Here is a 15,308-nt window from a genome sequence, read left to right as displayed (position 1 = left end):
AATGGTGCTCAGCACGGAAGACGCAGCCCGGCTGGTACGTCAGGCCGCGCGGCGGCGGGCGAACGGTGCCCGCGGACTGTGGACCCGGAGGGCGTGGCGGCGGCTGGTGCCGAGGTGCGCCGCGGGCGATCCGGCCGCGCAGGAGGCAGTGCGGGCCATAGCCGCCGAACTGCCCGAGACCGATGTGCAGGAGCTTGTGGCCGTAGCCCCGCAGGAACCCGCCGACGCCGCCTATCTGGTCCTCATCGGGCAGAGCGCCCAGTACAGGGCACTCGATCCGGACGGCTCGCTGCCGGCCCTGGCCTATCGGGCGGCGGCTGCGCAGGCGCGGGCGCGCCTGCGTACGGTCATGGCATCCGAGGGCGACGCCGAGGTGATCCGGGTGATGGTGACCGGCGATCGGCGCGACCGGATCGCGGAGATGTCCACCGACGAGCTCGACTACGTAAGGCATCAGCTGGCGCGGCATCAGAGCTGGGACGAACTGCGCCGGCTGACGCTCGACCTTCCGCCGGCCGAGGCAGCCGAGGCCGCCCGTCTCCTGCCGGAACGGGAGCGCACGGGCGGCGCGGCCGACTCGCTCTCGATGCTCGCGGAGCGCTCTCCCGAGCAGCTACGGGCCCTTGTCGGCCGGCTGCCGCGGGTCCGCCTGATCACTCACAGCGCTCCCGGGAACAGGCTGCCGGCATCCTTCTCGGCGGACGCGTCCGAACTGGCCGTCACATCCGTGGTCCGGCAGGGGGCGCAAGAATGGCTTCATGTGGAAATGGTCCGGAGGTGCGGGACGCGCTCGATTTGCTGGGGGCCTGTCTGGCGAACCGCTTCAGCGGCGACATCGCGCTGGGCAGGGGATCCAAGTCGCCGGGGAGCGCCACCGACATCGCCCTGGGCGCGCGGAACGGCGGGATGAGGCCGATGCGCCTGCGGACCGCTTCCTTCCTGCTGCTGATCGCCTCGCCTGGCGTCCCCCGTGGCCGGCGTGCTCTTCAGGTCGTCCTCGGCGTGGCGGACACCGGTGATCCCGCCGCTCTGCGGGCCCTCGCACGAGCCGTCGAGCGCCATGGCCACGAGGTGGTGTGGCGGGTCTGGCTGGCGGCAGCGAAGTCCGGCGGGCCGGCCCGGCCGTGGGACTCCCCGGCACTGGCCGGACTGACGGCCGATGTCTCGACCGTTCCCACCTGGGTCGTCGACACCGCGTGGAGCGCCTGGCTGGCGGATCCCGACCCCGCCCTGTGGTCGCTCCTGCGAGGGTGGAACCGTCCCGCCTCGGCCGCCGCCGGCTCCCGCACCCGGAACCTCAGCAGACTCGCGCTCGGCGCCTCGGACCTGTCCCCGGATCCGCTCATGCTCGCCGGTGCCGCCGCCCGCTTCGACCACCCGATCGGCGAGTCGGCCCGCGAACGGCTGCTCACAGCGGCCGACCCCTTGGCCGTCTCCCACTTCTGCGCGACAGCGGTCGAATTGCCCGACGCGCTGGAGTACTGCCTCACCCACGGACTGGCCCCGAGCGACGAGACCGAGCGCGCGCTGTTCTTCGTCCGGACCGGGCAGCAGGAGCAGTACGAGGCACTGGATCCCGACGGCACGCTGCTCGCCCGCGGCTACCGCGCCGCCGGGACGGAGGAGCGGACGGCGCTGCGGACCGCGATGGCGGCCATGGGCGGCGTCGACATGCTGCGGATCCTGGCCGGACAGCGTTCCGACCGGCACGACTTCGCGACGCTCGCGCAGGCCGAACGCGACTTACTGGTCACGCAGTTGACGCGCCGGGGTGACTGGGAGCGGCTGTGGCGGTTGGTTCCGCTGATGTCGTTGCCGGAAGCCGTCGACACCGTCGACCGGTTCGGGACATGGCGGCCCCCCGTTGAGGCGGATCGCGAGTTGTTCGAGGCCCTGCGTGCGGCGGACGCATGGGTGGTCGACGACGGCCTCAGGGCCGTGTCCGTCCTGCCGTCGAGCATCGAGCCCGTAGCGGTCGACTTCACCCAGAGCGTCGGGACGGCTCCCCATGCTCTCGACTTCTCCGAGGACGGGCGTCACCTCGCCTTCGTCGGACACTCCTTCGCGGGCGTACTGGATCTGCGCACCCGGACGGTCACGCTGATCCAGCGCGGCTTTGCGCACCGGCTGTCCGCAGTGGCGCACCTGGCACCGGATGCCTTCGTCGTCGTCGAGGACGATCCGCGTGCTGTCGGATCCGCGCAGGCGCAGCGGAAGCTCCACCACGTCGACCGGCGCAGTGTGCGGCAGCTCGGCTCCGCGGCAGGGCATATCCGCGGGCCACAACGCATCGCGGATGAGCGGTTCATGGTGGTGGCGGAGCAGGACACCACAGGGGCCTCCGCGTCGTTCAATGTCTTCCTGGGCTCGGGTGACGGCCCCCCGGCCAAGACGCGGTTGCTGCACGGTAAGAACGACTTCTCTCCGCGGGGCACCGCCGTGGCCCCGGACGGGCGGCGCGTCGCGGTGTTCGGCGCGAAGGACATCGTGGTCGCCGATCTCGCCTCCGGTGCCGTCAACGTGCTCGACGTCCCCCGGAACGGGGGGCTCTTCCAGGCACAGGCCGCCCTGTCGCCGTCCGCGCTGGTCCGCGTCACCTTCTTCGGCGAGCTGAACGTCTGGCACGATCCGCTCACCTCCGCATCCCCGCCGGCCACGTCGCATGTCTGGCCCCACGACGACCTCCCGACCGGGCTCGCCTGGTCATCCGCCCTGCACCGGTTCGTGACGGTCAGGGACGGGCACGTGGAGCTCCTCGCCGTACCGCCGGCCCCCGGCCTGCGCTTCCCCGACGATCTCGTGCCCCAGCGGATCCAACTGGTCGGCGCCCTGCGCTGGAAACCCTGCGTACGGCTGTCGCCCCAGGGAGACATGCTCGCGGTCGTGGGTAAGGGGCCGACCATCCACCTCTACGACCTCACGCCGCGCGCATCGGCCCTCACCGGCCCCATGGGTGCCCTGAGCCGCCAGGACTTGGCGGAGGTGGCCGGGCTGCGGCGAGGTCAGGGCCTCGGGCACACCGCCCGGCAGGCTCTGACCCTGCTGCTGGCCTGCCTGGAGCACCGGTTCCGGCACGACATCGGGATCGGTGACGCGGTGAGCCAGGCGATCGTGTCTGACTTCGACATCGGGCTGCGTGAGGAGTAGCGCAGTGGCCGAGGGAACCATCGCGGAGCACGTCGGCCTCACTCGTGAACTTCCCTTGGAGGTACGCAGATCGTGTCGGAGGCGGGCACACGTTGAGCTGGCTACCCTGCCCCGACGCGGTCGCCCGCATCGCCGCGAACAGCGACACAAGGGGGATGCCGGGGGCGGAGTGCACCCCTGTCACACTCCGGCTCCCGGCATCGCGCACTCAGCGCTCGGTGGCCGCCTTCAGCCTCTTGTAGGCCTCATGGTCGGGCGAGCCGTCGGCGTCCTCGATCCAGCCGGACCCGGCATCGAAGAAGTCCATCTCGACCACCTGGATCCCGGGGATTCCGGCGATCTCGGGGAGGGCTTCGCGGACCTCGTCGATGCACCTGCCGCGGTGTTCCGCGGTCCCGCGGTCCTCCTCGTCGCCGCCGAGGTCGCAGCCGTACTCGGCGAAGATGTGCGGCTTGGAGGCGTAGTCGTACCTGCCGTTGTGCTTGGCGGACTCGTCCCTGAACCACTTCGTCCGCTCGATCATGCGCTTCGGAAGAGCCTCCGCCTTGTCGCCCCGGTCGATGTAGGGGTCCTGGCCGACGATGTCCACCTTGTCGTTGCCGGGCCACAGGCTGTTGTAGTGCTTCTGGCGGTCCGGGTTGCCCTGGACGACCCAGGCCAGTTTCACCTTGCCGGCGCCCGCGTCCTCGCGGGCCTGGACGACCTTGTCCCACATGTTCTTGAAGTCGGCGTACGTCCAGCCCGGACAGGGGTTGACGGTGGGGCAGTGGTCCCGCCAATCGAGTTCCGGTTCGTGCACGACGGAGAGCCAGACCTCCGGGCAGCGCTCGCCGCAATGGTCCTGCAGCCGGCCCATGGTCTGCCGGAGCATGTCGCCGCTCACGGTACGAGCCCAGCTCCCGCCATTGTCCGGGTCTTCATACGGACGCCAGGACAGGTGCAGCTTCTTGCCCGCCTTGAGCGCGGCCTTCTCGGCCTGTCCCGTCGGGTTGTCGGCGAGCGGCGGCGCGCCGCCCGCCGGGTGGTAGCCGCGCCAGTGCCCCTCGAACGGCCCGTAGAGGTCTTCCGCCTGCTGCATGCGCTCGCCCCAGTCGCCATCCTGGCCGGGGTGGTTGCGGAAGTGGCCCAGGGCGGGTAGGTCGGCACGGGGTTGTGCCGCCGCCTTGGCGCCGACCGGTGCCACGGTGCCGGCGGACGCGGGAGCGGCGATGCCGAGCATGGCCGGAAGGGTTGCGAGGGCGGCAGCGGTGGCCGCGCCGGCTGTACGTCGGCGGATGGTGCTCGGGGTCCTCATGTCGTGTCCTCGTCCTTCGGCTACGTGTTGACGTTGCGCCATGCGGCCCAGTCGCAGAACCCGGGAGGCCCTTCGTCCGCCGTCAAGCAGATCCGGAACCAGAATTTCCGCCCCTCCTTGAGGTTGTACTTGCCGCCGTGGGCCGCGCACCGGTAGGGGTCCCACGGGTCGCTGGCGCCCTCGTTGACCAGCTTGTAGATCAGGTCGCCGCGGGTGTCGGAGTCGATGTACTCGTAGACGTAGCCGACGGCGGCCAGCCCGTCGGGCTGCCGGTCGTATACGTAGGTGCAGTCCGTGTTGGTGTTGAAACGGATCTGCCCGCCGGGCTCGCGGTCCTCCGTCTCCATTTCGTGGACCTTCAGGACGCCGGCGTCGCCCCGCGGGGCCGTGGTGTCCGCGTGGGCCTGTGTGGAGGTGGCGACTGCCAGTCCGAGTGCGGCGGCCAGCACCCACTTCGCTCGTGCTCTCACTTCTTTCGTCCCCCTGAGGTGTCTTGCGGATCTCGTGAATGGTGGTGCGGGTCTGTCCGTATCCAGCGCCCATTGGGGGGCCGGAGTCTCGACTGTCGGGGCGGCGAGCATTGTCCGTAAGACCAGTTCACGGGAATGGACAACCGGGCGCCGCTACGGAAGGGGGCGTTCCGGTGCTCCGTGACCGGCGGTACGCCGCGTACCCCGGGGCCGGAGCGCCGCCTTGTCCGCCCGATCAGAGGGTGCCTAGCGTGGACGCCGGGCTCGTCGTGAAGGGGACGGGAGACGGGGGTGCCGTGACGGGACGTCGGGAGAATTCTCTGGACCCGGCAGCGGGGCCGGTGGCGCGGTTCGCCTTCGAACTGCGCAAGCTGCGGCAGAAGGCCGGAGACCTCACCTACCGGGACATGGCACGGAAGGTGCCTTACGCCACGGCGACTCTCGCGCAGGCCGCCGCCGGCGTGAAACTGCCGTCGCTGCCCGTCACGTTGGCCTACGTGACCGCGTGCGCCGGGGATGCCGAGGAGTGGGAGCGGCGCTGGCACGAGGCCGCGGCGGCCGAGCGGGCGGATGTGCTCGACGACGGCGACGCCGTACCGCCCTATCCCGGCCTGCGGCGTTTCCAACCGGAGGACCAGGAGCGGTTCTTCGGGCGGGACCGCCTGACCGCCGATCTCACCGCCATGGTCCGCGCCCATCGCCTCACAGCGGTCGTCGGCGCCTCCGGCAGCGGGAAGTCCTCGTTACTGAGGGCCGGGCTCGTCCCCGCCCTACGGGACTGCGGTGCCTCGGGGCCGGAGCGCCTGGCCACCATCCGGATCCTCACGCCGGGGCCGCAGCCCGCCCGTACGCATGGCCGCCGGTTCGTGGCGGCGGACGATACCGGCGCAGGCGGCGACACCGTGATCGTCGTGGACCAGTTCGAGGAGGTCTACACCCTGTGTCGCGACCCGGCCGAGCGGGCGGAGTTCGTCGACCTGGTGCTGGCCGCCCGTCGGCCTGAGAGCCGATTACGCGTCGTCTTGGGCGTCCGTGCGGACTTCTTCGGCCACTGCGCCGGCCACCGCGGGCTCGCCGACGCGCTGCGGGACGCCACCCTGCTGGTCGGGCCGATGACCCGGGCGGAGCTGCGGGAGGCGATCGTCAAACCCGCCGCCGCCCACGGCCTCGTCGTCGAACGGGCCCTCACGGCGAGGGTGGTCGACGAGGTCGCGGACGAACCCGGCGGCCTTCCGCTGATGTCTCACGCGCTGCTGGAGACATGGCGCCGCCGCAAAGGCGGAAGGCTGGACGTCGCGGGGTACGAGGCCGCGGGCGGCGTACGCGGCGCGATCGCCCGTACGGCCGAGGAACTGTACGACGACCTCCCGCCGACCCAGGCGGAGCACGCCCGCAGGATCCTGCTGCGCCTGATCACCCCCGGGGAGGGGGCCGAGGACACACGGCGCCCCGTCGACCGTACGGAACTCGAACTCGACGCCATCCGTGACTCCGACGTACTCGAACGCCTCGTCCGGGCCCGGCTGATCACCATCGACGACGACACCGTGGACCTCGCCCACGAAGCCCTGATCACCTCCTGGCCCCGCCTGCGCGGCTGGATCGACGAGGAGCGCGAACACCTCCTCGTGCACCGGCACCTGACCGCCGCCGCCTCCGAGTGGGAGGCGCTGGGCCGCGATCCCGGAGCGCTGTACCGGGGCACGCGACTGGCCACGGCCGGGGAGCACTTCGTCGCGGCCCGGCTCCAGGCCGAACTCACCGAGCGGGAGGCGGAGTTCCTCACCGCCTCCCTCGACGCCCGTGCGGAGGAACGGCGGTCCGCGGCCCGGCGCGACTGCCGCCTGCGCGGCCTGGCGATCGGCCTCGCCCTGCTGCTCCTCGTGGCGACGGTGGTCGGCGTGCTCGCCGCACAGCAGCGGCGCGAGGCCCAGGAAGCCCGCCGGTTGGCCGTCTCCCGTGAACTGGCGGCCCGGGCGCTGCACTTGGCCGATTCGCAGCCGCAGGCGGCGATGGTGCTGAGCGTGGAGGCGTATCGCACCGCGCCGACTCCCCAGGCGCGCGGCGCGCTGCTGACCATGTCGTCCCGCGAGTACTACCAGGGCGAGGTCCGCGCCGGCCCGGGTCCCGTGCGGGCGGTCGCCCTCGCCCCCGACGGCACCATGGCCACGGTGGGCCGGGACGCCGGGGTGCGCCTGTGGGACGTGCCTGACCGCACCCCGGCGACGCTCTCCGCCCCGCGCGGCCAGGGCACCGCCGCGCCCCGGACGGTGGCATTCAGCACGGACGGCCGGCTGCTGGCCACCGGCGTGGACGACGGGGCCGTCACGCTCTGGGACGTCACGCGACGCAGGAGCACGGCCACGCTGTCCGGTCACACCGGGCCGGTCACGAGCATCGCGTTCAGCCCCGACGGCGAACTCGCGGCCAGCGGCGCCGCCGACGGCACCGTGCGGCTGTGGGACCTCGGGCGCGGGACGACGCGGGACGTCCTGAGGGGGGCTGAGGGCGGGGTGAACGCGGTGGCCTTCAGCCCGGACGGCCGTACGGTGGCGGGGGTCGGCGCCGACGGCGCGGTACGGCTGTGGTCGGCGCCCACCGGCGAACCGCTCGCCACGCTGAGGGGCCACACCGGCGCCCTCGACGCCGCGGACTTCAGCCCCGACGGCCGCAGCCTCGCCACCGCCGGCCAGGACCACACCGTCCGCCTGTGGGACATGCGGAACCGCACGAACGGGGGCGCGACCGTCCTCACCGAACGCTCCCGCAGGGTCAGGACCCTCGCGTTCAGCCCCGACGGCCACACCCTCGCAGCCGCCGGGGACGATCAAGAGGTGGTCCTCTGGGACCCACTGAATCGAGTCCGCCGCGCCGCCCTGACGGCGCACACGAGCAATATCTACGCGCTTGCCTTCCGACCGGGCAGCGGAAAGACGGGCGAGGGGTACGGGGGCGCCGGTTCGGCGAGCGGCGGGAAGGCGAGTGCCGCCCTGCTGGTCTCGGGCGACGAGAGCGGCAGGGTCGTGCTGTGGGACCCGGCGCGCATCCCACTGTCCGGCCACGCCAACCGGCTCAACGACGTGGCGTTCAGCCCCGACGGCGGCTCACTCGCCACCGCCACCGATGACGGCACCCTGATGGTGTGGGACGCCCGGCGCCGCATCCGCACGGCCACCCTCGGCAGGGGCAAGGGGCCCGTCCACGCCGTGGCGTTCAGCCCGGACGGCCGTACGATCGCCGCGGCGACCGGCGACCCGCAGCGCCCCGAGGATTCCACCCTCACGCTCTGGAATCCCACGGAGCGTGACGCGCCGACCCGCCTCACCGGCCACACCGCCCGCGTCATGGGCGTCGACTTCAGCCCGGACGGCCGTACGGTCGCGACGGTGGGCATGGACGGAAGGGTGGTGCTCTGGGACGCCGAGCACCGGACCCGGCTGACCGCTTTCGACAGCGGAGCCACCTGGAGCAACGCTGTGACCTTCAGCCCCGACGGCCGTCTGCTGGCCACCGCCCACTCCAACGGGGCCGTCCTGTGGGACGTGGCCGGACGATCACGCGTAGCGACCCTCCGCGCGCACTCCAACTGGGTGAGCGACGTGGCCTTCAGCCCCGACGGCGCCTCGCTCGCCACCGCCGCTCGCGATGGCCGGGTCATCCTCTGGAACGTGGCCGACCACGAACCCGAAACGACCCTCACCGGAAGCACCGGCCCAGCTCTGACCGTGGCGTTCAGCCCCGACGGCCACACCCTGGCCGCCGCCGGCTCGGACAACACGGTCCTGCTGTGGGCGGTGGAGGACCACGAGGACCAGGAGAGGCAGGAGGAGCCTACCTTCCTGGCCGCCCTGACCGGCCACACCGCCCCCGTGAGCGCACTCGCCTTCAGCCCGGACGGCGATCTGTTGGCCACCGCAGGAGACGACCGCACCGCCCAGCTGTGGCGCACCGATCCCGACGCCACGGCGGAGCGCCTGTGCACCACGCTCGCCCACGCCCTGACCCGCACGGAATGGCACCGCCTGCTCCCGTCGGTCCCGTACCACCGCACGTGCGGCACGAGCAGCAAGTAGGCGCATTGGGCGGGGCGTTGGCTGTTTCCTCGAACTGGCCTTACGGACAACTCTCGCCTCCCCGAGAGTCGAGACACGAGCACCTCCAGCGACACGACCGCTTCAACACGCGGGTGGGCTGGAGGAGTTCGGCAACCGACTCAGAACGAAGTGATCCCGAACCCACATTGAGCCGGGCAGGCTTCGCGGGCTCGTGCGCCCGAGTGCCGGGCCCGGACCCGCACGCAGTTCCGGTGGGACCGGGGCCGGACGGGCCGGGGATCAGCTGAGGTCCATCTCGTCCCCGTCGATTTCCATCGGCTCGGGCGAGGCGGCCCTCGGCGCCTGGGCCCCGCCCGCGAACTTCTCCCTGGCGATGCTCGCCAGGTTGTCGCGCAGGGCCGGTATACGGTGGTCGCCCGCCTTGATGGCCGGTTGAAGGTTCCGCCTCCAGTACTCCTCGACATCGGCGGGGGTACGGCACCCGGCGGCACTCAGAAGGCCGGCAATCTGGTTGTCGTCGCCCTTGTTCTTCGCGATGTCGGGCTTCTGGATCATCCGGTCCAGGTAGTTGAGGATCAGTTCGTCGCGCGAGACCTTGTCACCCGAAACGACGGCATCCCCTTCCACCTGCATCGATTCTTTCAGCTTGAACGGGGTGTTGAATCCCTGGGTCTCGCTGGACACGTCGAACTGGAACTCCGGCACCCGTTCGTTCATGCAATATATGGACAGGAGCTGGTCGCCCTGGGCACCGAGCTGTCCGGACCAGGTGCCCGAACTCTTCATCGCGGTGAGCAGGTGGTGCATGTTGTCACCCTTCGACACCTCGATGTCGATGTCCTGCGGCGCCCGGGCTCCCCCGTAGATGTACGCGATGAGGCTGCCGCCGAACCGGTACCCGACCTCGATACTGCGCATCCAGTTGTCGAACTCCTGCAAGACGTACAGAAGTTTGCCCCACCTGGCCTCTTGCTGCTTGGCCAGTTCCGGATCCTCGACCTTCAACTTTTCGAACCGCTCTTTCACCGCCGACAGCGTGAGGCCGATCTTGGCCCCCTCCGGAGCAGCGGAGCCACCGCTCGCCGGTGCCCGCTGCACCATCTGGCTGTACGCCTGGTTGCCGATGGCGCGCTGCAACACCATGGCCGATTGCGGAGTACCCGGCATCCGCGTGGCGGTCGCCGCGGCGTCGTCGACACGGCGGGGCACCGTACGGGTGCTCCCAGGCCGGTGATGGTGGCGTTCGTCTTGGGCGTGCCCTATCCGTCCTCCTGTGGGGGCAGGGCCTGTTGGCACTCTAGCCTCGCGCTTTCACGAGGTGGCCCGTCCGCAGGCGATCAGTGACAACGGTCTTCAACTCGACGTGGGCGTGGACATCGGGGTTGGGCAGCCCGTGCTCGGCGGCCGTACCGGGGTCGTCGACGCGGTAGAAGTCCCGGATCAGGCTGCTTTCGACGGCGAACAGGGCGTCCGAGTCCCAGGTAGGGGCTCCCAGCCAGGAAGATATGGGTGGTGACGGGGATGTGGCCGTTCGCGGTGGCGATGAAGTGGATGTGGGCCGGCCGGTAGGGGTGCCGGTTGGTGGCCAGCAGCAGTCGACCCACGGGCTCGTCGGTGGGGGTCGGGTAGTACCGGCCTGGGGGACCAAGGGAACAGCGAGTATCAGTGAGATCGATCTTGGTCGGCTTTCCGTGATCCATTAGGACAAATGATCTTTTACGTACGGGTGTTCGCTCAAAGAGCCACGGTCGCTCGCGGGCAGGTGGTTACGTCCGCCGCATGCCAGTCGAGTTCTCAACTGATGAGCAAGCTGAGGCGTACGGGAAGTTCGCCGACGAGCCGACGCAGCCCGAGCTGGAGCGGTTCTTCTTCTTGGACGATGTGGACCGGGATCTGATCGCGCTGCGGCGTGCGCAGCATCACCAGCTCGGGTTCGCGCTCCAGATGTGCACGGTGCGGTACGTGGGCCTGTTCCTGGGCGAGGACCCGCTGGATGTGCCGTGGCCGGTGGTGGAGCACTTGGCCGGGCAGCTGGGCATTGAGGACGCGTCGTGTGTGAAGCGGTACGCGGACCGGCGGCAGACGGTGTACGACCACGCGTGGGAGATACGCGAGGCGTACGGCTACCACCTGTTCGAGGACCATGCCCAGGGCCGGAAGTTCCGGGCGTTCCTGCACGGGCGGGCGTGGACCCATGCCGAGGGGCCGAAGGCGTTGTTCGATCACTCGGTGGGCTGGCTTCGCCGCAACCGGGTGCTGTTGCCGGGGGTGAGTGTGTTGTCCCGGCAGGTCGCCGAGGTCCGCGGGGTCGCGGAGAGGCGGCTGCACACCACGGTCGCCAAGGCGGCCCGGCGGGCGGATGCGGCGCTGCCCGGGGACCTGGTGGAAACATTGAAGACTCCCGAGGGCAAGCGGTTTTCGGAGCTGGAGCGGATGCGCCGGCCGCCGACACGGACCACAGGTACCGCGATGAAGGGCGCGTTGCAGCAGGTCGACGACATCGCCGCCTTCCAGCTGGGACGGGTGAAGCTGGAGCAGATCCCGCCGAACCGGCTGTCCGCGCTGGCCCGGTACGGGCTGGGCACCAAGGCCCCGAAGCTGGAGCGGACCCCGGAGCCCAAGCGCACTGCGATGCTCACCGCGGTGATGCGCCACCTGGAGGCCAAGGCGATCGACGACGCCCTGGACCTGTTCGAGATCCTGATGGCAGCGAGGCTGATCAGCACCGCGAAGCGGTCCACGGACAAGCAGCGCCTGTCCACTCTGCCGCGGCTGGAGAAGGCATCCCGGATCGTGGCCAGGGCGGCGACGGTGGTCATCGAGGAGCTGGAGCTCATCAAGGAGACCGGCTGGGATGTGGACGTGGCAGCGATGTGGCGGGCGCTTGAGGAGGTCGCGCCCCGTGCGGCGCTGTCCAGCGCGGCGGTCACGGTGGTGAGCCTGGTGCCTGAGGACGACGACGCGGCGGAGACGGCGCTGCGCGGGGCGCTGGCGCTGCGCTATAACACCGTCAAGCCGTTCCTGTCGCTGCTGGGCGAGACCTCGGCGCTCGGGGCCGCAACCGGCGGGACGCGCATCCTGGCCGGCGTGAAGCGACTGCCCGCGCTGTCGCGGCGGAGGGTGGGCGAGAAGCCGCTGCTGCCGCGGGAGGTCGACGACAAGCTCGTGCCGGCGCACTGGCGCATGGCCGTGTACGCGAATGCCGAGCTGCCCCAGGGGGCGGTGGACCGCGACGCGTACGTGGTCGGATCTGTCGTCTGCCCGGACGGCGCGGCAGGCCGCAACAGAGATCACCACCGCCGTCCCCGACATCGACGTACTCGTCCACAACGCGGCACTGTGGCCCGGCCGCCGCGAGCTCAACGAGGACGGGTTCGAGCAGGCGTTCTTCACGAATCATCTCGCGCCGTTCCTGATCAACCATCTGCTGGAGGAGCGGCTGCGCAGGGTCGTGCAGGTCAGCGCGGGCCTCTACACCAGGGGAAAGATCGATCCCGACCGAACTCCGACCGGCGAGGACTTCCACTCCATGAGGACCTACTGCGACACCAAGCTGGCCAACCTGCTGATGGTCCCGCTGTTCGCCGAGCGGTGGAAGGATGCCGGGAAGACGATCGACGCCGTGCATCCCGGCGTCCTGCGGACCGGGCTCGGCGAGCACGGCCGGGTTGCAGGGCTGGTCGCCAACGCCGCCAAGCGATTCTGGAAGCCCGCCGACGAGGCAGCCCCAGCCATCGTTGACCTCGTGACATCCAAGGGCACGGGCCGGTACTTCAACAAGGCGAAGGAGGAACTGTTGAGGGGGCCTGCTCTCGACACCGCCCTCGCACACAGGCTCTGGGACGACGCCGCGAAGGCCGTTGATGTCGACTGACAGATCGGTGTCCCAGCCGGCCGTCCCCTGACGGTGAGGCCGAAGGCGTAGACCATCCTCAGCCTCATCGTCGGCCGCACCCACCGCTCCTTACCCCACAGCGGCCATCACAGCAGGTCGTGGATGGTCTGGTTCGTGCCGTCGTCGCGCTCCATTTTGTTGGCGACCACGAATGCCGTTCCCATGCGCCCGGTCCACCGTGCCCGGGATCCGGCCGACACGACGCACGCCGGCGGGCCGGCACCGCGCGACGCGGCAAGTCCGCCGTGGTCGTCTTCGGGGACGCGGACTTCGCGACGGCCGCCATGGTCGCCGCGCTCACCGTCTGCGCACACTCCGGACAGGGCTGCGCAATCATCTCCCGCCTTCTCGTCCCGCGCGGCCACCACGACGAGATCGTGGCACTCGTCGCCTCAGCACGGTGCGCGCCGCGGTGGCTTTGCCCTTCTCGTCGTCGAGGGCGAACAGGTGACCCGACGGCCCCAGGGCGGTCAGGAGGACGGTGACGGAGGAGACCGGGGCCCGAACGGTCCCGGGGCTGTGGGAGGACAGCCGGTCAGTGGCCTTCTCGGTGCGCGTGCGCTGCCGCGAGGAGGAGGTAGCTGCTGGCGGTCCAGGTGTAGGCGCGGTCGCGCAGGCCCGTGCCGGTGAGGGCGTCGAAGTTCTCGGCGAAGCCGTGGGTCTCGCACAGTGCGCGGAAGCGGGCGCTGATGTCGTCCGCCAGCCGGTCGTGGCGGGCGCGGCGCAGGCCGTCCTCGATCAGGACGGTGGTGGGGGCCCAGATGGGGCCGCGCCAGTAGCCGTCGGGGAGGTAGTGCGGGGAGCTGGGCAGTTCGGTGGCGAGGCCGTACGGGGTCAGGTGGGCCTTGATGTGGTCGGCGAGGGCACTGCTGATCTCGCTGGGCAGGTGTTCGCCCAGCACGATGGGCATCAGGTCGAGGAGGCTGTTGCTGCTCCAGGTGGCCCCGGTGGCGACTCCCCGGGCGACGAACCTGTCACCCTGCCAGAGCTGGTCGATCAGCGCGGTCTGGGTCTCCTCAGCTACGGACACCCACCGATGTTCGTCGTCCGCCCTGCCCAACTCCGCTGCCAGATCGGCGAGTTCGCGCAGCTGGAGGACGAGGAACGCGGCCAGGTCGGCGGTGACGACCACGCGTTCGGGGTCGAAGGTGGTGGCGTTGTCCCAGCCGCTGTCGTTGCCGTGCTGGTAGTGGGGCAGTTCGGCTCCTGGGGCCCGTCTGAAGGTCAGCCAGAATTCGGTCCAGCGCTCCAGACGCTCGTACACCTCGGTGAGTTCGGATCGGCCGGGAGGTGTCGGCAGTTTGCGGCGCAGGTGGCCGAAGGCCCAGCCGTGGATGGGCGGCTTGACGAAGTTGCGGAGGACCTCGGAGTGGGTGACCGAGTCCGGCAGTGCACCGCTCTCGTCCTGGTGGTCGAAGGGCAGCTGGAACTGGTCCCGGGCCAGGTCGGGGCAACCGGGTGCCAGGGCCAGGGCGTTGAAGCAGTGGTCCCAGCTCCACACCTTGTCCATCCAGTGCTTGGACATCAGCACACCGGGTCGCGTGACCAGGCCCGCCGGTGCCACGGTCGCCGACCAGACGACGTAGGCGGCGAGTTCGGCGGCCGGGGTGGCGTCCGAGCGCCAGGGGGCCACCCTGTCGACGAAGTCCGCGAACACGTCCCGTGCCGACTCCGCGATGTCGTCGAAGCTCGCCGCGGACGCGTACGGCGGACGGGAGGTGTCGAATTCCTCGACCGCGATCTCCCAGGCGCCGTCCGCAGCCGCGGTCACGGCGAGACCGCGGTCGGCGCGGGCCAGGGCCTGGGCTCCGGCGGTGTCGACGATGGTGCCGGACAGGACGGTGACGCGGTAGCGGCGTCCGGTCTCGTACGAGGTGAAGACGTACCCGTTCGCCGCCAGGTCGTGGAAGAAGTACGTCCCGCTGAACGGGGTCAGGGTCTGCGCGGCGGCGAAGACACCGAAGTCCAGGCCGCTCCCCCGCAGCCGTACGGTGTCCGGCGACTCGTAGGCGAGGTCGACGCGCCCGCTCTCGCCGACCCAGCCGAGCAGGCCCGGTGTCGCCTCGACTCGGGTGTCGGCCCGCTCGCCCGTGGCGGGGTCGAGCGGCACGAGGCGCAGGACGGCGTGCATGCCGTTCTGGTGCGAGACGAGGTGGAGGTCTTCGGCGTACGTCTTCTCCGCCACCACGGGCGAGATGTCGAACCAGGATCCGTACATGCTGAACGGGATGTCGTGGACGGAGAAGGCCGGGCCGGACGGGGCGGCGGTCATGTGGCGTGGCTCGTTTCTGGAGCAGGGGGCGACGGCCGGCGGACGTGCGAGCGCGTCGGTCGGCATGACGAGGTGAGGGGCTCAGTCCTTGACGGCTCCGGCGGTCACGCCGGCGGCGACGTAGCGCTGGGCGAGGACGAGGATCACCGTGGCGGGCAGGGAGGCCACGACGGCG

The 15,308-nt window shown here is 70.8% G+C and carries 9 protein-coding genes and 2 pseudogenes; 5 read left to right on the top strand and 6 right to left on the bottom strand.

Annotated features, from left to right (window positions below; all coding sequences use genetic code 11):
* The first annotated feature begins 777 nt into the window (after positions 1–777).
* Positions 778–3,147: a hypothetical protein gene (locus tag AB0I98_RS44180; RefSeq protein WP_362951729.1), complete on the top strand. Its 2,370-nt coding sequence runs from the start codon at positions 778–780 to the stop codon at positions 3,145–3,147.
* A 208-nt stretch (positions 3,148–3,355) separates the two neighbouring features.
* On the opposite strand, the gene AB0I98_RS44175 is transcribed toward AB0I98_RS44180, so the two are convergent.
* A complete protein-coding gene (locus tag AB0I98_RS44175; protein WP_362951728.1) occupies positions 3,356–4,441 on the bottom strand; it encodes a hypothetical protein in 1,086 nt (361 codons plus the stop codon).
* 20 nt (positions 4,442–4,461) lie between these two features.
* Complete coding sequence (locus AB0I98_RS44170; RefSeq protein ID WP_362951727.1) at positions 4,462–4,911, bottom strand: hypothetical protein; 450 nt, start codon at positions 4,909–4,911, stop codon at positions 4,462–4,464.
* A 251-nt stretch (positions 4,912–5,162) separates the two neighbouring features.
* Here AB0I98_RS44170 and AB0I98_RS44165 point away from each other — a divergent pair, with 251 nt between their 5' ends.
* Positions 5,163–8,984, top strand: coding sequence for a hypothetical protein (locus tag AB0I98_RS44165; protein ID WP_362951726.1), 3,822 nt, complete (start codon positions 5,163–5,165; stop codon positions 8,982–8,984).
* A 261-nt stretch (positions 8,985–9,245) separates the two neighbouring features.
* On the opposite strand, the gene AB0I98_RS44160 is transcribed toward AB0I98_RS44165, so the two are convergent.
* Together AB0I98_RS44160 and AB0I98_RS44155 are read right to left on the bottom strand one after the other, a co-directional pair.
* Positions 9,246–10,175 (bottom strand): hypothetical protein, encoded by a 930-nt coding sequence (locus AB0I98_RS44160; protein ID WP_362951725.1) that lies wholly within the window; start codon positions 10,173–10,175, stop codon positions 9,246–9,248.
* A gap of 88 nt (positions 10,176–10,263) precedes the next feature.
* Positions 10,264–10,594: pseudogene (locus tag AB0I98_RS44155) on the bottom strand (6-chlorohydroxyquinol-1,2-dioxygenase); the annotation flags it as partial.
* 151 nt (positions 10,595–10,745) lie between these two features.
* Between AB0I98_RS44155 and AB0I98_RS44150 the strand changes: the two are divergent.
* Positions 10,746–12,212 (top strand): annotated as a pseudogene (locus AB0I98_RS44150) (DUF4158 domain-containing protein); the annotation flags it as partial.
* A 499-nt stretch (positions 12,213–12,711) separates the two neighbouring features.
* Positions 12,712–12,840, top strand: a complete 129-nt coding sequence (locus AB0I98_RS44145) for a hypothetical protein (protein WP_362951724.1) — start codon at positions 12,712–12,714, stop codon at positions 12,838–12,840.
* A 107-nt stretch (positions 12,841–12,947) separates the two neighbouring features.
* Here the strand turns inward: AB0I98_RS44145 and AB0I98_RS44140 are convergent, their stop codons facing one another.
* Positions 12,948–13,229, bottom strand: a complete 282-nt coding sequence (locus AB0I98_RS44140; RefSeq protein WP_362951747.1) for a hypothetical protein — start codon at positions 13,227–13,229, stop codon at positions 12,948–12,950.
* Here AB0I98_RS44140 and AB0I98_RS44135 point away from each other — a divergent pair.
* On the top strand, positions 13,146–13,346 hold the full coding sequence (locus AB0I98_RS44135) for a hypothetical protein (protein WP_362951745.1): 201 nt from the start codon (positions 13,146–13,148) through the stop codon (positions 13,344–13,346). The two genes, AB0I98_RS44140 and AB0I98_RS44135, sit on opposite strands and share 84 nt — an antisense overlap.
* 50 nt (positions 13,347–13,396) lie before the next feature.
* On the opposite strand, the gene AB0I98_RS44130 is transcribed toward AB0I98_RS44135, so the two are convergent.
* Positions 13,397–15,133: a trehalase family glycosidase gene (locus AB0I98_RS44130; RefSeq protein ID WP_362951723.1), complete on the bottom strand. Its 1,737-nt coding sequence runs from the start codon at positions 15,131–15,133 to the stop codon at positions 13,397–13,399.
* Between the last annotated feature and the right edge of the window lie 175 nt (positions 15,134–15,308).

This window comes from Streptomyces sp. NPDC050211 (assembly GCF_040656035.1).
GTDB lineage: Bacteria > Actinomycetota > Actinomycetes > Streptomycetales > Streptomycetaceae > Streptomyces.
This window is presented reverse-complemented; position numbering and strand designations above follow the sequence as displayed.